Below are 19141 nucleotides of genomic sequence, written 5' to 3'. Positions count from 1 at the left end.
CTTACCCGGACGCTCGTCTTTTCCTCAAACCTCCTTGGTTGCACGCACTGCGTCATCCATGGGTGTGCACCACTGAACGGAGGGCGCTCCCCATGCGAAGCCGGGGCCCTGCCTTGTCAGCCACGGAAGGCGCTTGTTATGGAAGCGGGGTTTTATTGCCGGGCAGAGTCATGTCCGGACCTCGAGGTCAGCCTACCTGATGCGCACTCCCAGAATGTCCCGTCTCGTGGGCGCGGTGCTGTCCACCGCCCTGTTCGCCGCTGGCTGTAGCGAGAGCGACTACGTCCGGCTGTACCACGGTGAGGCTCGGGCCCCGAGCTACTCGGTGGACGACATCGAGTCCCTTCGCCAGATTGGCCCCACGTACGTGGACAAGGGCGTGAACTTCGCCCTGTATTCGGAGAACGCCACCCGGCTGGAGCTGCTGCTCTTCGAGGACCCGGAGAGCAACCGCCCGGCGCGCACCTACGAGATGACGCGCTACGGCGACGTGTGGAGCGTCTACGTGGAAGGCGTGGGCGCGGGGCAGCACTACGGCTTCCGCGCGTGGGGCCCCAACTGGGAATACGACCCGCGGTGGTTCCCCGGGTCCATCCACGGCTTCAAGGCGGACGCGGACGTCTACGGCAACCGCTTCAACCCGAACAAGCTCCTGACGGACCCGTACTCCAAGGCCCTGCACCGTGACCACGACTGGGGCAAGGGCAGCACGGCCAGTGGCCCTGCCCGCACGGAGGTGACGTACGCGGCCTCCGCCAAGAGCGTGCTCGTCAAGGACGGCGACTACGCGTGGGGCGAGGTGGAGCAGCAGTGGCGCGCCAACCGCCAGGACGAGCACTGGCAGGGCCACGGCTGGCAGGACCTCATCGTCTACGAGGTCCACGCAAAGGGCTTCACGGCGGACCCCGCCAGCGGCGTGCGCTTCCCCGGCACCTACCGCGGCTTCGGTGAGAAGGCGGCCTACCTGGCCGAGCTGGGCATCACCGCGGTGGAGCTGCTGCCCATCCACGAGAAGCCGCTGGACGGTGGCTACTGGGGCTACCAGACCATCAACTTCTTCGCGCCCGAGGTGTCCTACGCGGCCTTCAAGGAGCCGCACCAGGTCATCAACGAGTTCAAGTGGATGGTGGAGCAGCTCCACAAGCACGGCATCGAGGTGCTGGTCGACGTCGTCTACAACCACACCGGCGAAGGCGGCCTGTGGCGCGAGAAGCTGGAGACGGATGACGTCATGCCCGGCGAGCCGCTGGAGTCCCTGGACCCCGCGGAGACGGCCGGCCTCTATTCGTTCCGCGGCATCGACAACCAGGCGTACTACGCGCTCAACCCGGACCGCCGCACGTACTGGAACAACACCGGCGTCGGCAACCAGATGCGGCCCAACCACCGGCCCACGCGCAAGCTCATCATCGACAGCCTGCGCTTCTACGTGGAGGAGCTCCACGTGGACGGCTTCCGCTTCGACCTGGCGCCCATCCTGGGTGAGCGCGACGGCGACTACAACCGCTGGGACGACCCGCGCAACACCGTGCTCCAGGACGTCATCGACGACCCGGTGCTCCAGAAGTACAACACCCGCATCATCGCCGAGCCTTGGAGCGCGGGCGGCTGGTACTGCATGCCGCTGGGCGAGTTCCCCAACTCCAAGACGCAGCCGGGCAACGGCTGGTACGAGTGGAACGGCCGCTTCCGCGACTGGTGGCGCGCGTTCATCAACCAGGACGGCTGGAAGCTCAACTCCAACGAGGGTTCGTTGTGTGGCCGGCCCGGCACGGTGGACGGCGGCTTCCTGATGTACGGCAGCCAGGAGTGGTTCGAGCGCAACGGCCGCCGCCCGTATCACTCCATGAACTTCATCACCGTGCACGACGGCTTCACGATGTACGACCTGTTCGCGTACGAGGAGAAGCAGAACCGCTGCGGTCCGCTGAACCCGGTGTGCTGTGACAACCCGAACAGCCCCTTCTGCGACAAGGTCAGCGGCGAGGAGCACAACCGCTCCCGCAACTGGGGGCCCATTGGGGACGAGCGCGCGGAGAGCATGCGCCGGCAGATGATTCGCAATGCCTTCATGTCGATGATGATCAGCCACGGCACGCCGATGATTCTCGGCGGCGACGAGTGGATGCGCACGCAGCTGGGCAACAACAACGCCTACTCCACGCTGTCCGACAACGCCTTCAACTGGTACCAGTGGGGCGCGTACCTGGCGCGCGACGAACGCCACCGCATGTTCGAGTTCGTGAAGGCCGCCATCCGCCTGCGCAAGGAGCACGCCTACGCCTTCGCGCCGAAGGACTACGGCACGGGCGCGCCGCTGGCCTGGAAGAGCGCCCAGAACACCGAGGCGGCGTGGGACAGCAAGCAATTGATGATTCACTACCACGACGCATCCTACGGGCCGGAGCTGCTGGTGCTCATCAACATGGAGCCCCGCGCGGTGGAGTTCACGCTGCCCGAAGGCCGCAAGTGGACGCGGCTCATCGACACGCAGGCGTACTTCGACAGTCCGGCCTATCTCACGACCGCGGGGCTGGACAGCCGGTCCACGGGCAACGCGTGGCTGGATGTCCCGTCGCCCGTGAACGGTCCGACGTATGGGATGCCGGAAAGAACCATCGTCGTCCTGCGCGCGGAGTAGGGCAGGCAGCCAAGGTTGCGCTATAAGCAGGGCCCGCCCATGCGAGTCCTGCCTGCGCGCCTCGGCGCCCTCCTGTTGACGTTCCTCCCACTCGTTGCCCTGGCCGATGCTCCTCGAGATCGCTTCGGGGCCGCGGGTTACTTCCGCATCATGACCCGCCCGGACTTCTCGGGCGGCTCCGGTCAGCTGGGCTATTACTGGCTCTACGGCCGGCTTCTCAATGAGAGCCCTTACGGCGAGCTCAACCTCCGGCTGGATGCGCTCCAGGCCACGCCGGGGTCCGATGAGGTGTGGGCCGAGGTCCACTCCCGTATCTCCGGCACGTCGTTCCGTTCAGCGGACCCCGGCAACGGCTCGCTGGTGAACTTCAGCGCCGACTACCTCTTCGTCCGCGCCGGCAACATCCTGCTGGACCGGGTGACGTGGCAGCTGGGCACGCTCGAGGACCGCTGGAACGACCTGCACGTCTACGACCAGCGCCCCGGCACGGTGCTCTGGGACACGGTGGGCCTGTCCGGCACGTACCAGGGCGACCGCTACGACGTCCTCCTGGCGGTCGGTGACAGCGGCTACACGCTGCGGCCCCGGAACTACAACACGGTGCTGACGGGCGCCGCGTCGTTCCGCTACCGGCTGATTCCCGGGCACCTGGAGGTGGGTATCCGCGGTCAGGTGGGCTACGAGCCCGCGGTGCGCGGCAACCGGAACGCGCTCTACGCTTCGCCCGGGACCAACTACGAGGACTTCGCGCGGCGCGAGGTGGTGCGGCGCTACTTCGAGGCCAACCCGGGCGTGGAGGACCTGGTCCCGGACCTCCAGGCGCGCAGCGCGCTGTCGTACCGGGCCATGGGCTACGTGGGCTTCGGCAATGTGGGGCCGCTGGTGTGGAGCAACATGTACCTCACCTTCGAGAAGCGCCACCCCCAGCCCTTCTACACGGAGAACTTCCGGGGCCGGGATTGGACCGTGTTCGTCACGGACCAGACCGACGAGCGCTACGACGCCAACCTCGGCAACGAGGCCTACCTGCGCATCATCCCCGACAAGCTGGAGGCGCTCTGGGGCGTGTGGGCCGGCTACTCGTTCAACAAGGACAACGAGATCCTCGCGGGCGAGGACAACCGCGTCATCGCCTCCACGGTGCTTCGCCTCCAGTACTTCCTCACCGACAGGGTCCACCTCCTGGTGGAGAGCAGCCTCGCGCGCGAGAAGAGCCTGAACGGCAACCTCTACCGCAACCACGTGGACTCGGTGTTCACCAGCACCGGCGGCATGGCGGACGCGCGCGGCCTGGAGTTCGGTGACAGCGACACGCGCGACACCTGGCAGTTCAAGGCCGGCGTGGTGCTCAACCCCACGGGCCGCAGCATCTACGCGCGCCCCAGCCTGCGGCTGCTGTACGGGCTCCAGCGCTCCACCCAGCACGCGGCGTTCGGCAACTCCTTCGTGGACAGCCTGGACCAGTACAACGTTTACGTCGGCCCCGAGCGTCACTGGCACTCGGTGGTCGCGATTGAGGCCGAAGGATGGTTCTGACAAGGCGATGGAGCGTGGTGGTCTCCCTCACGGCGGCGCTGGCCGCGGTGACGCTCGCGGCGTGTCTGCCCCGCGCGGCGCCGCCGCCCCTGGCGCCCATTGGCACGGTGGTCGCCGTGGCCTACGTGCGGGATGACGCGAGGCGGGCCGGCGTGGTGGCGGACGTCCCGGAGGGACTGAAGCAGCGCATCGCGGAGACGCTGGCCAAACGCAACCTGCGCGCGGAGGTGGTGCCCTACGCGGACTACGCCGCCTACTTCGCGAAGGTGCGCGACTCGCAGCGCCGCTTCGAGATGCTGAAGGCGCTGACGCCGGAGGCGCCGCTGCACCTGCTGGTGGAGACGCGGGTGACCTTCTTCAGCCAGGTGGGTGGCCGCTTCTCGTGGGACATCTCGGTGCGGACCACGGGCGCGCGCGCGGACTCCGCCATGGCGCCCACCGTCGTCAGCCAGGACTACGGCGCGGCGCTCCAGTTCGACCAGCAGCGCGAGGACGACGCGCAGCTGGAGGTGGCCCCGCAAATCGCCAGTCAGGCGGGCGCGCTGTTCGACTCCTTCCTGGCCTCGCCCTTCCTGGTGCCGGACACGGACGGTGGCCCGGGCACGGTGCCGGGCCTCAACGCGCCGGCCGGGCCGGGCATCGAGCCGGGCAAGAGCACGCCGGTCGCGCCCCAGCCCTACCGGGGCTCGTGGGAGCCGCCGGCGGGAGACGCGGTCTACTTCGTGATGGTGGACCGCTTCTCCAATGGAGACCCGAAGAACGACGGCGTGGTGGACCTGGAGGACGCGCAGGCCTTTCACGGCGGAGACCTGCAAGGTGTCATTGACCGGCTGGACGGGCTGCGGCAGCTCGGTGTCCGCACGGTGTGGCTTTCACCCGTCTTCCAGATGCGCACCGACACGTTCTACGGGTACGGCGCCTTCCACGGGTACTGGGTGGAGGACTTCGGCCGGGTGGAGCCGCGCTTCGGAGACGAGGCGCTGCTGAAGACGCTGTCGGCGGAGCTGCGGCGCCGGGACATGCGGCTGGTGCTGGACGTGGTGCTCAACCACGTGGGGCCGGAGACGCGCCTGTCGCGTGAGCGGCCCGACTGGTTCCATGGCCAGGGCCCCATCAAGGACTGGAGCGATTCGCGCGAGCTGGTGATGGGGGACGTGCACGGCCTGCCGGACCTCGCCGTGGAGAAGGAAGAGGTGTACGCGCACCTGCTGGCGCATTCGCGCCGGTGGGTGGACGTGCTCAAGCCCGCGGGCTTCCGGCTGGACGCGGTGAAGCACATGCCCACCTCCTTCTGGGCTCGCTACAACGACGACCTTCGCCAGCACGCGGGGCCGGACTTCCTGCTGCTGGGGGAGATGCTGGACGGCGACCCGGTGCTGCTGTCGGACACGATGAAGGAAGGCCGCTTCGGGACGATGTTCGACTTCCCGTTGGCCTTCGCGCTGGTGGATGTCTTCTGCCGGGACCGCTCCCCGTCGCACCTGGGCGCCATCCTCTTCAACGACCGGCTGTACCCGGCGCCGGGCTCGTTGGTGACGATGGTGGACAACCACGACCTGCCGCGGGTGATGAGCGAGTGCGGCGGTGACGTGGAGCGGGTGAAGCGGGCGCTGGCGGTGCAGCTCACCGCGCGCGGCGTGCCGGCGCTCACCTACGGCACCGAGGAGGGCCTGACGGGCGCGAAGGAGCCGGAGAACCGGGGCGACATGCGCTTCACGAACCACCCGCTGCGCGCATGGATTGGCGGGCTGCTGGCGTTGCGGCGGGGCAGTGAGGCCCTCCAGCGTGGCGAGACGTTGATGCTCGCCGCCCGGGAGGACCTCTTCGCCTACGCGCGCGTCACCGCCGACGAGGCCGTGGTCATCGCCGTGAATACCCGTGACAGCGCCGTGGACGTGCCGCTGCCGGACGGGCTGGCTGGCTCGAAGCTGGAGCCGCTGGCCCTGGCGCCGCCGCTGGCCGCCGGGGATGTGGGCTCCGTGCGCGTGCCCGCCGGTGAGGTGGCCCTGGCGCGGCTGACGCCCCAGACGGCGGGCGGCTTCGCCCCGGCGGCGAAGCTCGCGGGCCTGCGGTGGCGGGGGATGGGCTCGCGGCGCACGGTGGAGCTGGCCGTGGAGGACCCGGCGGTGCGGCTGGTGGGCAGCGGGCCGGAGCTGGGCGGGTGGAAGCCCGAGCGCTCGCTTCGTCCAGGGCCTGACGGCTTCGCGCTGTCGCTGCCCGTGGGCGCCGTCTTCGAGTACAAGCTCCTGCGCGACGGCTCCCAGGGCACGCTCGACTGGGAGGACGGCGCCAACCGCCTGTTGTTCGTGGACGAAGGCACCGGACCGCTGCGCCAGACGCTGGCGTGGAGCCGGCGCTGACCGCACCTGCTTCCCTTCGCCCCGCCTGGAGCGGGGCCCACTCCGAGGTCCGAAGTGAACGACCGACTCCTCCGCGCGGCGCGCCGCCAGCCCACTGACACGACGCCGGTATGGCTGATGCGCCAGGCGGGCCGCTACCTGCCCGAGTACCGGGCCATCCGCGGCAACATCGCCTTCCTGGACCTGTGCAAGCACCCGGACCTGGCGGCGGAAGTCACGGTGCAGCCGGTGACGCGTCTGGGCGTGGACGCGGCCATCATCTTCTCCGACATCCTCATCCCCGTGGAGGCCATGGGCATCACCCTGGAGCTGGGGGACAAGGGGCCGCACTTCCCCAATCCCGTGCGCACCGCGGCGGACATCGACAAGCTGGGCGTGCCGGACCCGGTGGAGGGCACCGGCTTCGTGGCCGAGGCCATCCGCCGCACGCGCAAGGCGCTCAATGACTCCGTGCCCGTCATCGGCTTCGCGGGCGCGCCCTTCACCCTGGCCGCGTACATGGTGGAGGGGGGCGGCTCCAAGAGCTACATCCTCATCAAGCGGCTGATGTTCGAGCAGCCCGAGCTGGCGCACCGCCTCTTCGGCAAGCTCACCGACACGCTCATCCCCTACCTGAAGATGCAGGTGGAGGCGGGCGCGAGCATCGTCCAGATTTTCGACTCGTGGGGCGGCGAGCTGTCGCCGTGGGACTACGAGCGCTTCTGCATGCCGTACCTCAAGCGCATGGTGTCCGAGCTGAAGGCCACCGGCGTGCCCGTCATCGTCTTCGGCGTGGGCATGTCCACGCACCTGTCGCTGCTCAAGAGCACCGGCGCGGACGTGGTGGGCCTGGACTGGACGCTGCCCATGGACGAGGGCCGGAAGGTGCTGGGGCCGGACGTGGCGGTGCAGGGCAACCTGGACCCGCTGCACCTGTTCCTCCCCCGGGAGGAGCTGGATGGCCGCGTGCAGGACATCCTCCGCCGCGCGGGCCCTCAGGGGCACATCTTCAACCTGGGCCACGGCATCCTCCCGCCCACCGACCCCGAGTCCGCGAAGTTCCTGGTGGAGGCCGTCCACCGCCACGGCGTGGCGCTGCGCCAGGGCACGCTGGGGGCGTAGGGTCGTTTTCACCCCCCGCGGCCAGCCCCGCGGGGAGTGTCCACCGATTGATTTTTGAATCAACGGATGATTGACGCGACGCATTGCCGCTCGTTAGATGCCCACCTCCCGACGTCGCTGGAGGTGAGGCACACATGGCAAGCGAGAAGCGCAACGGCCCCCGAAGGGTGGCCATCGTCCGCGGCCTGCGGACCCCGTTCGTCAAGGCGGGCTCCGTCTTCTCGGCGCTGACGGCGCTGGATTTGGGCCGCCTGGTGGTCCAGGAGCTGGTCCAGAAGACGGACCTGGACCCGAACGTCATCGACCAAGTGGTGTTCGGTCAGGTCATCCCCACATTGACGGCGCCGTCCATTGCCCGCGAGGTCGTCATCGCGGCGGGGCTGCCGAAGACGATTGACGCCTTCACGGTGTCGCGCGCGTGCGCCACGTCCATCCAGGCGATGACGACGGCGGCCAACGCGATTGCCATGGGCGAGGCGGACGTCATCATCGCCGGCGGCACCGAGTCCATGTCGGACGCGCCGATTTTCACCAGCCGGCCGCTGGCCCACGCGCTGGTGGCGGCGTCCAAGGGGCGCTCGCTGCCGGACAAGCTCAAGCCCTTCCAGCGCCTCAAGGCCAAGGACTTGCTGCCGGTGCCCCCGGCCATCGCCGAGTACTCCACCGGCATGACGATGGGGGAGAGCGCGGAGAAGATGGCCAAGGAGAACGGCATCTCCCGCGAGGAGCAGGACCGCATCGCCTTCAACTCGCACCGCAACGCGGCCAAGGCGTGGAAGGACGGCCTGTTCGACAACGAGGTCATGCACGTCGTCGTGCCGCCGAAGTTCGACAAGACGGCCGAGCGCGACAACATCGTCCGTGAGGACACCAGCATGGAGGCGCTGGGGCAGCTCAGGCCGGCGTTCGACCGCAAGTACGGCACGATTACGGCGGGCAACGCGTCGCCGCTGACGGACGGCGCCGCGGCGCTGCTGCTGATGAGCGAGGAGAAGGCGCGCGCGCTGGGCTACGAGCCGCTGGGCTTCCTGCGCAGCCACGCCTACGCGGCCACGGACCCGGGCGACCAGCTGCTCCAGGGGCCGGCCTACGCGGTGCCCACGGCGCTCAAGCGCTCGGGCATGAAGCTCTCGGACATCGACCTGGTGGAGATGCACGAGGCCTTCGCCGCGCAGGTGGCCAGCAACATCCAGGCGCTGGCGTCCCCGGCCTTCGCGAAGAAGGCGGGCTGGAGCGCGCCGGTGGGCGAAATCGACCGCGAGCGGCTGAACGTGACGGGCGGCTCCATCGCCATTGGCCATCCCTTCGGGGCCACGGGGGCGCGCATCGTCACCCAGGCCCTCAACGAGCTGAAGCGTCGGAACAAGAACACGGTGATGTGCACCGTCTGCGCGGCGGGCGGCCTGGGCGCCGTCGTCATCCTGGAGCGTGCGTGATGGCCACCAAGGCGGAAGAGCTCGAGGTGAAGCAGGGCTTCTCGTACCAGGTGGAGGACGGCGTCGCCGTCATCACCTTCGATTTGCCGGACTCCCCGGTGAATACGCTGTCGCCGGAGACGGGCGAGGCCTTCCTGCGCGTCATGACGCGCGCGGAGCGCGAGCCCGAGGTGAAGGCCGTCGTCTTCACGTCCGGCAAGAAGGACTCGTTCGTCGCCGGGGCGAAAATCGACTTCCTGCAGACCATCAAGACGGCGGAGGAGGCCACCGCCATCAGCCGCAACGGACAGGAGGGCTTCGACAAGCTGGACGCCTTCCCCAAGCCCGTCGTCGCGGCCATCCACGGCGCCTGTCTGGGCGGCGGCCTGGAGTGGGCGCTGGCGTGTGACTATCGCGTCGCCACCGACAGCCCGAAGACGTCGCTGGGCCTGCCGGAGGTGCAACTGGGCCTGATTCCGGGCGCGGGCGGTACCCAGCGGCTGCCGGCGCTGATTGGCGTGCAGGCGGCGCTGGACCTCATCCTCACCGGCAAGAGCCTCAAGCCCGCGAAGGCGAAGAAGCTGGGCGTGGTGGATGAAGTGGTGCCGGCGCCCATCCTCCGCGCCATCGCCGTGCGGCGCGCGAAGGAGCTGGCCGAAGGGAAGCTGAAGGTGGACCGCCGTCACGGCCAGGGCTTCAAGGGCGTGGCCGCGAGCGGCAAGGCGAAGGGGCTGGCGGGCTTCATCCAGGGGCTGGCGAACAAGGAGCTGTGGGCGGAGGTGGCGCTGGAGGACAACCCGCTGGGCCGCAAGGTCCTCTTCGACCAGGCGCGCAAGCAGCTCCTGAAGAAGACGCGCGGCAAGTTCCCCGCGCCGGAAAAGGCGCTTCAAGTTGTGCGAGTGGGCCTGGAGTCGGGCCACAAGGCGGGCCAGGAGGCGGAGGCGAAGGCCTTTGGCGAGCTGGTGGTGTCGGACGTCTCCAAGCGACTGGTGGAAATCTTCTTCGCCACCACGGCGCTGAAGAAGGAGAACGGCACCTCCAACCCGGGCGCGAAGCCGCGCGAGGTGAAGAAGGTGGCGGTGCTGGGCGGCGGGCTGATGGGCGGCGGCATCGCCTACGTCACCAGCGTGCTGCAAGGCGTGCCCGTGCGCGTGAAGGACAAGGACGACGCGGGCGTGGGCCGGGCGATGAAGCAGGTGCAGTCCATCCTGGATGAGCGCGTGAAGCGCCGCTCCCTCACCCGCCGCGAGGCCACGGCGAAGTCGGCCCTGGTGACGGCGGGCACGGACTACAGCGGCTTCAAGTCGGCGGACCTGGTCATCGAGGCGGTGTTCGAGGACCTCAAGCTCAAGCACCGCATCATCGCGGAGGTGGAGGCCGTCACCGGCGACCAGACCATCTTCGCGTCCAACACCTCCAGCATCCCGATTACGGAGCTGGCCAAGGGCAGCCGCCGGCCGGCGCAAGTCATTGGCATGCATTACTTCAGCCCGGTCCACAAGATGCCGCTGCTGGAGGTCATCACCCACGCGGGCACCGCGGACTGGGTGACGGCCACCTGCGTGGAGGTGGGGCGCAAGCAGGGCAAGACGGTCATCGTCGTCAACGACGGGCCGGGCTTCTACACCTCGCGCATCCTCGCGCCGTATATGAACGAGGCGGCGTATCTGCTGGCGGAAGGCGCGGACATCGCGGAGCTGGACCGCGCGCTGGTCGAGTTCGGCTTCCCCGTGGGCCCGATTACGCTCCTGGACGAGGTGGGCATCGACGTGGCGCAGAAGGTGGGCCCCATCATGGAGGCCGCCTTCGGCAAGCGCATGGCGGCGCCCAAGGCCCTGGAGAAGGTGGTGGCCGACGGCCGCCTGGGCCGCAAGACGCAGAAGGGCTTCTACGTGTACGAGGACGGCAAGAAGCAGGAGGTGGACAGCTCCATCTACGCCCTGCTGCCACACGGCACGGAGCGCCGCTCCTTCGACCGCGCGGAGATGGCGGAGCGCGTGGTGCTGCAGATGGTCAACGAGGCCATCCGCTGCCTGGGCGAGGGCATCCTCCGCAGCGCGCGTGACGGCGACGTGGGCGCCATCTTCGGCCTGGGCTTCCCGCCCTTCCTCGGTGGCCCCTTCCACTACGTGGACAGCCGCGGCCCCGCCGAGGTGCTGCGCAAGCTGGAGCACTACCACGACAAGCTCGGGGAGCGTTTCGCCCCCGCGCCGCACCTGGTGGAGATGGTGAAGACGGGCAAGACGTTCTACCCGCGCTGAGCCATTCCAGTGACTGCACCCGGGAGTCCCACGTATCAGGGGCTCCCGGGCTTGACCGGAGGCCGTCTCTGGCCCGAGCCTCCCGGGCCGAATGGCACGCTCCGCGTCCCGCACCATCGCCCTCGTCGTCCTGTCGGCAGTCGTGGCCTGTGGCGCGGCCGCCACCGCCGGGGCCTGGCACTTCTTCCACAAGGACCCCAGCAACCCCGTCGTCCGGCTGGACGAGTACTTCACCATGGGCTGGGTGGCCTGGGATTCCAGCTGGTACATGCGGATTGCGCAGGAGGGCTACCAGTTCGTCCCGGGGCAGCAGAGCTCGGTGGCGTTCTTCCCGCTGTACCCGCTGCTCATCCGCGCGGTGGAGTCGCTGGGGCCCAACGTGTACCAGTCCGGCGTGTTCATCACGCTGCTGTGCGGCCCGCTGGCGCTGGTGCTCTTCACCGTCTGGGCGCGCAAGCTGACGGACGAAGACACGGCGCTGAAGGCCGGGCTGCTGATGGCCTGCTACCCCTTCACGCTCTACTTCTACGGCGCCATGTATTCGGACGCGCTGTTCGTCCTGCTGGTGATTGCGGCCTTCCTGCTGCTGGAGCGAGGGCACCTGGGGCCCGCCGTCCTCGTCGCGGCGGTGGCCACCGCGGCCCGGCCCGTGGCGCCCGCGGTGGTGCTGGGCCTGCTGGTGCGCCGGCTGGAGTGGAAGCACGCGCGAGGCGAGAAGTGGAGCGCGGTGGACTTCCTGCCGGTGCTGTCGGGCCTGGGCTTCGGCGCGTACATGCTCTTCTTGTGGCACCAGTTCGGTGACCCGGTGGCCTTCGTGAAGGTGCAGGGCGCGCCCGGCTGGGAGCAGATTCCCGGCTGGCACACGTGGCTGAAGGTGAGCTGGTTCGAGCGCGTCGTGCTGGCGCCGCAGGACAAGCGCGAGGCCCTCCGGCTGGCCGCGCACGCCTTCTTCACGGTGCTGGCGCTGGCGTTGGTGTGGCCCACGCGCAAGCTGTTGGGGTGGGGCTACGCCGTCTACGTCCTGGCCATCGTCGGGTTGCCCGCGTGGTCCACCAAGGACTTCATGGGCATGGGGCGCTACCTGCTGTCCGCCTTCCCCGTCTTCCTCACCGCGGCGATGCTGCTGCGCGAGCGGCCTTTGCTGCTGCGCGGGGCGCTGGCGGTGGGCGCCGCGTCGCTGCTCGTCCTCTCGTGGGCCTTCGGCGCGGACTACTACGTCTCATGAGCGCACTCCTCGAACAGGCCCTCCTTCGCTACGACGGGCTGCCCGTCGCCGAGCGCTTCCACGTCCACGCGCGGGCCTTCTCCGCGCCGCTGCTGGCCATGGCCGCGCGCACGCCGGGCGGCACCGTGGCGGACATCGGCTGTGGGCATGGGCTGCTGTCCGCGCTGCTGGCCCTGGAGGACTCGGGCCGCATCGTGCATGGCGTGGACCCGGACTCGCGCAAGGTGGCCTGGGCTCGGCGGGCGCTCGCGGGCCAGCCCAACGTGCGCATCGAGGAAGGCACCGTGGAGGAGACGCTGGCCCGAGGGGCTTCGGGTCGCTTCGACGCGGCGGTGGTGTGCGATGTGCTGTACCTGCTGCCGGAGTCGAAGTGGCCCGGTTTCCTCTCCACCGTGCGGGGCCTGCTGAAGCCCGGCGGGCGGCTGCTGCTCAAGGAGGTGGAGGGGGACGGCTCCTGGAAGCACCGCAAGGCGCTGACGCAGGAGTGGGTGATGGTGTCACTGCTGGGCCGCACGAAGGCCAGCGGCGGCATGGCGCTGAAGCCGCGAGAGGAGCTGACGCGCTACCTGAGGGACGCGGGCTTCGAGGTTCGCGAGGTGGTGGACCTGGGCCAGGGCTACACCACGCCGCATGTCCTCTACGTGGCGGAGAACAGCGTGCCGTAGCTGTGAAGCTCGACGCCGCGCTCCTGCAGCCGCGCCTTCACCCGCGGGCTGGTGAGCGCCGCCAGCTCCGCTTCCCAGCCGTAGCGCCACGCCGGGTCCTCCGGAACATGCGGCGTGCCTTCACCCGGGTGGCAGCCCAGCTCGAAGTCGCCCGCGGGCAGCGCGTCCACCACCGCGAGCAGGGCGGCCTCGTCCAGCATCCCCGCCTCGAAGACGCCGCCCGCGCTCACCCGTCGCACGCCCTGGGGCGCCCGAGGCGCGGCGCGCGCGAGCACGGCCAGCACCGTGGCCTTCAACGCAGGCCCAGGCGTCCTCAACCAGCGAGGGCGGGGGAGGGCGTCCGGCCAGCGCAGGGGCAGCCCTTCGCGCGCGGCCAGGGACTCCACCAGGGGCCGCACGCCGGGCAGCAGGTGCAGGTGTTGGTGCCCGTCCAGGTGGTCCACCGTCACGCCCAGCGCGCGGGCCCGCTGAAGCTGCGCGGAGAGCTCGCGCGCAAGCTCGTCCCGGCGCACCTGTCCGGTGAGCCACGCGCGAGCGAAGTCGGCCCAGCCGCCCCGCATCCGGCCGTCCGGCGCCACCGTGGGCACCTCATGCGCGGGCGCCGCGGGCGGCAGCCGCGAGGAGAGGGCCAGATGCAGTCCCACCGCGAGCCGCGCCTCCTTCGCGCGGGCGGCGGCCTCGGGCGCGGTGGGGCCCGTGGCCAGCAGCGTGGCGCTGGTGACGATGCCGTCGCGGTGCGCGCGGAGGATGCCCGCGTCCAGTGAGGCGTGGAGCCCCAGGTCGTCCGCGTTCACCACCAGGCGCGTGAGGGGGCGCGTCATGCGAAGGGCTCAGCCGCGCGCCGTGCGGGCCGGCGCCGCCGCGTGGAGCTGCTGCACGGAGGGCGGCAGGCGCACCGGGTGTACCGGCGGCTGCGGCGCGCGCATCTTCGGGTAGAGCCGCATCAGCTCGCGCACCATCTTCGCGATGACGGAGGGCGAGGCCAGCGTGGACACGCCGCGCGTGCGCGGAAAGTAGTCCACGCCCATCTGGAACACCCGGAAGCCCTGGCGGATGGCCTTCACCACGAGCTCCGCGTCAATGAACGAGCCCTGGCTGTGCAACTCCATGGCCTCCAGCACGCGGCGGTGCATCACCTTGAAGCTGAAGTTGACGTCCTTTATCTGGATGTCGAACAGCGACCGGATGAGCATGTTGTAGACGAACGAGTAGACGATGCGCTTGGGGCCCTCGCTCGTACGGTCGAACCGGAAGGCGCAAATCATGTCCGCCTCCAGGTACGACATCAGGTGCAGCGCCCGCTCCAGCTCGCGCATGTCCCAGGGCAGGTCCACATCGGAGTATACGACGATGTCCTTCGTCGAGGCCGCCAGCCCCGTGCGCATGGCGCCACCCAGCTTCAGATTCACGGGGTGGTGGATGACACGCAGCTGGGGAACCTTCAGGGCCAGCGCCTCGCAGACCTCACGGGTACGGTCCGTGGACGCGTCGTTGACGACGATGATTTCGAAGTCGTCCGTCAGCGCCGGCAGGACCTCCAGCGCCCGGCTGACGGCACGCTCGACGTAGTCCTCTTCGTTCCAGGCGGGGAAGAACAGGCTGATGCTCGGGTATTGGGCCACGGGCGACCTCGGCGGACGGACCTGCGGAGTTGGCGGCTCGCTAGCAGAGAATCCGGTTTTTATCCATTGGCAGGGGTCGCACTCCGTCGCACTTCTGTGCTACCGTGAAATCATCATTTTGCGGGGACACTGTGAACTCCAGGCCCTTCACCCTGCTGGTAGTGGACGACTCGCAGTCGACGTTGCCTCGGTTGGCCCGCGCGTTGGGCCCGGAGGAGTTCGCCCTCCGAATCACCGCCCACGGCCCGGAGGTGCCGAGGTTGGCGCGGGAGGTATCGCTGGTGGTGCTCTGCCCGGGCGAGGACGCCCAGGCCAGCCTGGACCTGCTCGAACGCCTGATACCCGGGGAAGGCCCGGTGGGTCCCCCCGTGGTGCTCCTGGCCCCACCCGAGCCCAGGGAACTCGGGCTGGAGGCCCTGCGTCGCGGCGCCGAGGTCGTTTTTGACCCATGGGCGCCGGATGAACTGGTGGCCCGGGTGCATCGCGCCCTGTCCGCGCAGACCCGGATGGAGGCGCTCTCCGCCCAGGTGAGCGAGCTGCAGCGGCTGTCGTCGACGGACGGCCTCACGGGCGTCCACAACCACCGGCATTTCCAGGAGCGGCTGAGGGAGGAGTTCCGCCGCGCCCAGCGCTACGACGACGCCCTGTCGCTCATCCTGCTGGACTTGGATTACTTCAAGGAAATCAACGACAAGTACGGCCACTCCGCGGGCGACGGCGTGCTGCGCGACGTGGCCGCCGCGCTCACCCGGGGCGTGCGCGAGACGGACCTGGTGGCCCGCTATGGCGGAGAGGAGTTCGCGGTGCTGCTGCCCCGCACCCACCTCACCGGGGCGCTCACCGTCGCCGAGCGGGTCCGCCGCGAGCTGCGGGCCCTGCGGCTGGAGGTGGAGGACGGCCTGCAAGTCACCGCCTCATTTGGGGTTTCCTGCTTCCCCCACCGCACCGTCCTCACCCCGGAGCAGCTGCTCCTGACGGCCGACGAGGCCCTCTACCAGGCCAAACGGGATGGCAGGGATCGCATCTGCCTGCATCCCCAGCTCCCGGTCGGTCCGCTCGGAACCTAGCCCGGGTCAAAGACCCGGGGTCTACATTGACCCATTTGGTGGGGATGGGTCTAGTGTGACTCGGTGTTGTTTCGCGCCAGGGAAATGTCAAGGCCCGTGATTCCAGACTGTTGGGCAGGGAGTTTCTGCTGGCAGGGTCATTGCACTTGTCCAGAGGCGGAAACAATTCATGGGTTCTCAAGCCGCACATGTCCACGGCCAGCCGGCCGAATCGCCACGAGGGCGGCTGCTCCTGGTCGACGACGAGGAGAACATCCTCAAGTCCATCCGCCGGGTGCTGCGCCGCGGCGACTGGGACATCGAGACGGCGACGGACGCCGAGCAGGGCTTGCGGGCGGTGGAGGCGTTCCACCCCGAGGTCGTCATCTCCGATTTCCGCATGCCGGGGATGAATGGCGTCGATTTCCTCACCCGGGTGAAGCAGCAGGAGCCGCGGGCCCAGCGCATCATGCTGACGGGCCAGGCGGATCAGCAGGCCATCGAAGAGGCCATCAACCGGTCGGAAATCTTCCGCTTCATCTCCAAGCCCTGGAACGACAGCCACCTGGTGTTGACGGTGAAGAGCGCCTTCGAGCAGTACGCGCTCCAGGCGGAGAACGAGCGGCTGTACACGGTGACGCAGGCGCAGAACGCGGAGCTGAAGCTGCTCAACGCGGACCTGGAGGAGCGCGTCGCCCAGCGCACGCGCATGCTCAGCCAGGCCAAGCGCGAGTGGGAGCTGTCCTTCGACTGCATGGAGACGCCGCTGTGCGTGGTGCGCGCGCGGGACTTCGCGGTGCGGCGGGCGAACCTCGCGTACGCGGACGTGGCGGGGCGCTCCATCGAGGAGATTCCCTCCGACACCACGTGCTACCGCTACCTCTTCGGCCGCAACGAGCCCTGCACGGGCTGCCCGCTGCCGGCGGCGGTGGAGAGCGGCAAGGGCGCGCGCGGTGAGGTCCGCCAGGGCGGGCGCACCTTCGTGGTGGCCGCCTACCCCATGGCGGGGGACGAGCGCGTCGTCTGCACCTACCGGGACGTCACCGAGGAGCAGTCGATGACGCGGCGGCTCATCGAGACGGAGAAGATGGCCGCGGTGGGCCAGCTCGCCGGCGGGGTGGCGCACGAAATCAACAACCCGCTGGGCGGCATCCTCGCCTTCGCGCAGCTGATGTCGCGCGACGCGGGCCGCAGCAAGGCGGACCTGGAGTCGCTGGGCCTCATCGAGGAGAGCGCGCTGCGCTGCAAGCGCATCGTGGAGAGCCTGCTCAAGTTCAGCCGCCACAGCCGCGTGGAGGACCGGCGGCCCTTCGACTTGTCCAAGTGCGTGGAGGACGCGGCGGTGCTGTTCCGCGCGCAGCTCAAGTCCATGCCCACGGTGGAGCTGTCGCTGGGGCTCGCGGACGGCCTGCCCCAGGTGTACGGCGATCCCGGCCAGCTCGCCCAGGTGGTGCTCAACCTGCTGCAGAACGGCCTCCAGTCGCTGCCCACGCGTGAGGGCAAGCTGAAGCTGGAGACGGGTCGCGAAGGCGACCGCTGCTTCTTCGCGGTGACGGACACCGGCACGGGAATCGAGCAGAAGCACCTGCCTCGCATCTTCGAGCCGTCGTTCACCACCAAGGCCCCGGGTGAAGGCACCGGCCTGGGGCTCTCCATCGCCTACCGCATCGTCCAGGACCACGGGGGCAGCTTCCACGTGGACACCCAGGTCAGCCAAGGCTCCTGCTTCACCGTTTTTCTGCCCATCCCCCTGCAGTTGGAGAGGTTGCCGTGAACCAAGTCAAGCGCGCCAAAGTCCTCGTCGTGGATGACGACTCCGTCGTCCTCAAGGCCGTGACGCAGATTCTCCAGCGCGAGGGCCACCCGGTGGTGGCCATTGACGACGCGGTGGAGGGCCTGACGGCGGCGAAGGACCCCACCATCGACGTGGTCGTCCTCGACATCAAGATGCCCAACCTGTCCGGCATGGACCTCTTGCGCGGCATCAAGGCGGACCGGCCGGACGTGGAGGTCATCATGATGACGGCCTTCGCCACCGTGGAGACGGCGGTGGAGGCGGTGAAGGCGGGCGCGTACGACTACCTCACCAAGCCCTTCGAGAACATCGACGAGGTCAGCCTCACGGTGGCCAAGGCGGCCGAGCGCAAGGCGCTCAAGGACCGCACCCGCGCGCTGGAGGAGGCCCTCACGGTCCGCAGCCAGTTCGAGGACCTCATCGGCCAGTCCACGCAGATGCGCTCCGTCTTCAAGCTGGTGGAGACGGTGAGCCACTCCACGGCCACGGTGCTCATCCAGGGTGAGAGCGGCACCGGCAAGGAGCTGGTGGCCCGCGCCATCCACTACCGCAGCGCGCGCAAGGACAAGCCCTTCGTGGCCGTCAACTGTTCGGCGCTGACGGAGACGCTGCTGGAGAGCGAGCTCTTCGGCCACGTGAAGGGCAGCTTCACCGGCGCCACCGGCAACAAGAAGGGCCTCTTCGAGGCGGCCGACGGCGGCACCATCTTCCTGGATGAAATTGGTGATGTGCCCCCGGCCACCCAGGTCCGCCTGCTGCGCGTGCTCCAGGAGGGCGAAGTCAAACGCGTGGGCGCCAACGAGCCGGTGAAGGTGGACGTGCGCGTCATCGCCGCCACCCACGTGGACCTGTCCCGCGCCAAGGAGCAGGGCAAGTTCCGCGAGGACCTCTTCTACCGCCTCAACGTCATCACCATCGACCTGCCGCCCCTGAGGGACAGGCCCGAGGACGTGCCCCTGCTGGCGCACCACTTCCTGAAGGTCTACGCCTCCAAGGCGGACAAGAAGGTGACGGGCATCTCCCCGCGCGCCATGGAGGCCCTCACCTGCAACCGGTGGACGGGCAACGTGCGCGAACTGGAGAACGTCATCGAGCGCGCGGTGGTGCTGACGGGCAACGAGGTCATCGACGTGGAGGACCTGCCGCCGGGCTTCCAGTCCGCGCCCCAGCCGGACTCCACGGTGGAGGTGTTCAGCCTGGCACACCTGCCCTACGCCCAGGCCAAGCGCCTGGCGATGCGGGCCTTCGAGCGCCGGTACCTGTCCGCGCTGCTGGAGAAGAACAACCAGAACGTCTCCAGCGCCGCGCGCGCGGCGGGCGTGGACCGCTCCAACTTCCGCCGTCTGCTCAAGCAGTACGAGGTGGCCGGCAGGTCCATGAAGCCCCGCGTGGCCTCCCAGGACGACGGCGAGGTGATGGAAGCCGCGTCCTGACGTGTGTCGGCCGGCGGGCACCCGGGCGTTTCCCATGCCCG

The 19141-nt window shown here is 69.2% G+C and carries 13 protein-coding genes; 11 read left to right on the top strand and 2 right to left on the bottom strand.

Annotated elements, in window-relative coordinates; genetic code table 11:
* Positions 1-214: 214 nt before the first annotated feature.
* From KGD87_RS16450 to KGD87_RS16415, 8 genes are all read left to right on the top strand, one after another.
* Entirely contained in the window at positions 215-2641 is a 2427-nt protein-coding gene (locus KGD87_RS16450; protein ID WP_284668350.1) for a glycogen debranching protein, read from the top strand.
* A 39-nt stretch (positions 2642-2680) separates the two neighbouring features.
* Positions 2681-4177 carry a hypothetical protein gene (locus KGD87_RS16445; RefSeq protein ID WP_284668349.1) on the top strand — a complete coding sequence of 499 codons (1497 nt, stop codon included), beginning with the start codon at positions 2681-2683 and terminating at the stop codon, positions 4175-4177.
* A 14-nt stretch (positions 4178-4191) separates the two neighbouring features.
* Positions 4192-6537 (top strand): alpha-amylase family glycosyl hydrolase, encoded by a 2346-nt coding sequence (locus KGD87_RS16440; protein WP_284668348.1) that lies wholly within the window; start codon positions 4192-4194, stop codon positions 6535-6537.
* A gap of 54 nt (positions 6538-6591) precedes the next feature.
* Positions 6592-7638: a uroporphyrinogen decarboxylase gene (gene hemE, locus KGD87_RS16435; RefSeq protein ID WP_284668347.1), complete on the top strand. Its 1047-nt coding sequence runs from the start codon at positions 6592-6594 to the stop codon at positions 7636-7638.
* 134 nt (positions 7639-7772) lie between these two features.
* On the top strand, positions 7773-9074 hold the full coding sequence (fadI, locus tag KGD87_RS16430; RefSeq protein ID WP_284668346.1) for an acetyl-CoA C-acyltransferase FadI: 1302 nt from the start codon (positions 7773-7775) through the stop codon (positions 9072-9074).
* Positions 9074-11314: a fatty acid oxidation complex subunit alpha FadJ gene (gene fadJ, locus KGD87_RS16425; RefSeq protein ID WP_284668345.1), complete on the top strand. Its 2241-nt coding sequence runs from the start codon at positions 9074-9076 to the stop codon at positions 11312-11314. Before fadI ends, fadJ begins: the two co-directional genes overlap by 1 nt.
* A gap of 91 nt (positions 11315-11405) precedes the next feature.
* Positions 11406-12539, top strand: coding sequence for a mannosyltransferase family protein (locus tag KGD87_RS16420; RefSeq protein WP_284668344.1), 1134 nt, complete (start codon positions 11406-11408; stop codon positions 12537-12539).
* The gene (locus KGD87_RS16415; protein WP_284668343.1) at positions 12536-13204 is read left to right on the top strand and encodes a class I SAM-dependent methyltransferase; all 669 of its coding nucleotides are present in this window, start codon (positions 12536-12538) and stop codon (positions 13202-13204) included. Before KGD87_RS16420 ends, KGD87_RS16415 begins: the two co-directional genes overlap by 4 nt.
* On the opposite strand, the gene KGD87_RS16410 is transcribed toward KGD87_RS16415, so the two are convergent.
* The gene (locus tag KGD87_RS16410) at positions 13177-14025 is read right to left on the bottom strand and encodes a ChbG/HpnK family deacetylase (RefSeq protein ID WP_284668342.1); all 849 of its coding nucleotides are present in this window, start codon (positions 14023-14025) and stop codon (positions 13177-13179) included. The two genes, KGD87_RS16415 and KGD87_RS16410, sit on opposite strands and share 28 nt — an antisense overlap.
* 9 nt (positions 14026-14034) lie before the next feature.
* The gene (locus tag KGD87_RS16405; protein WP_284668341.1) at positions 14035-14826 is read right to left on the bottom strand and encodes a glycosyltransferase family 2 protein; all 792 of its coding nucleotides are present in this window, start codon (positions 14824-14826) and stop codon (positions 14035-14037) included.
* Between the two features lie 131 nt (positions 14827-14957).
* Here KGD87_RS16405 and KGD87_RS16400 point away from each other — a divergent pair, with 131 nt between their 5' ends.
* The 3 genes from KGD87_RS16400 (at position 14958) to KGD87_RS16390 (ending at position 19100) form a co-directional block, all read left to right on the top strand.
* Positions 14958-15893 (top strand): diguanylate cyclase, encoded by a 936-nt coding sequence (locus KGD87_RS16400; protein ID WP_284668340.1) that lies wholly within the window; start codon positions 14958-14960, stop codon positions 15891-15893.
* A gap of 169 nt (positions 15894-16062) precedes the next feature.
* Positions 16063-17646: an ATP-binding protein gene (locus KGD87_RS16395; protein ID WP_163777540.1), complete on the top strand. Its 1584-nt coding sequence runs from the start codon at positions 16063-16065 to the stop codon at positions 17644-17646.
* Positions 17643-19100, top strand: coding sequence for a sigma-54-dependent transcriptional regulator (locus KGD87_RS16390; protein ID WP_284668339.1), 1458 nt, complete (start codon positions 17643-17645; stop codon positions 19098-19100). The genes KGD87_RS16395 and KGD87_RS16390 overlap by 4 nt, the downstream gene beginning before the upstream one ends.
* The last annotated feature ends 41 nt before the right edge of the window (positions 19101-19141 follow it).

The organism is Myxococcus sp. SDU36, assembly GCF_030168875.1.
GTDB lineage: Bacteria > Myxococcota > Myxococcia > Myxococcales > Myxococcaceae > Myxococcus > Myxococcus vastator.
This window is presented reverse-complemented; position numbering and strand designations above follow the sequence as displayed.

Excerpts from the sequence above, each read along its gene's own strand:
- KGD87_RS16450 (WP_284668350.1), top strand. The coding sequence starts at position 215 with ATGTCCCGTCTCGTGGGCGCGGTGCTGTCCACCGCCCTGTTCGCCGCT.
- KGD87_RS16445 (WP_284668349.1), top strand. The coding sequence starts at position 2,681 with ATGCGAGTCCTGCCTGCGCGCCTCGGCGCCCTCCTGTTGACGTTCCTC.
- fadI (WP_284668346.1), top strand. The coding sequence starts at position 7,773 with ATGGCAAGCGAGAAGCGCAACGGCCCCCGAAGGGTGGCCATCGTCCGC.
- fadJ (WP_284668345.1), top strand. The coding sequence starts at position 9,074 with ATGGCCACCAAGGCGGAAGAGCTCGAGGTGAAGCAGGGCTTCTCGTAC.
- KGD87_RS16420 (WP_284668344.1), top strand. The coding sequence starts at position 11,406 with ATGGCACGCTCCGCGTCCCGCACCATCGCCCTCGTCGTCCTGTCGGCA.
- KGD87_RS16415 (WP_284668343.1), top strand. The coding sequence starts at position 12,536 with ATGAGCGCACTCCTCGAACAGGCCCTCCTTCGCTACGACGGGCTGCCC.
- KGD87_RS16410 (WP_284668342.1), bottom strand. The coding sequence starts at position 14,025 with ATGACGCGCCCCCTCACGCGCCTGGTGGTGAACGCGGACGACCTGGGG.
- KGD87_RS16395 (WP_163777540.1), top strand. The coding sequence starts at position 16,063 with ATGGGTTCTCAAGCCGCACATGTCCACGGCCAGCCGGCCGAATCGCCA.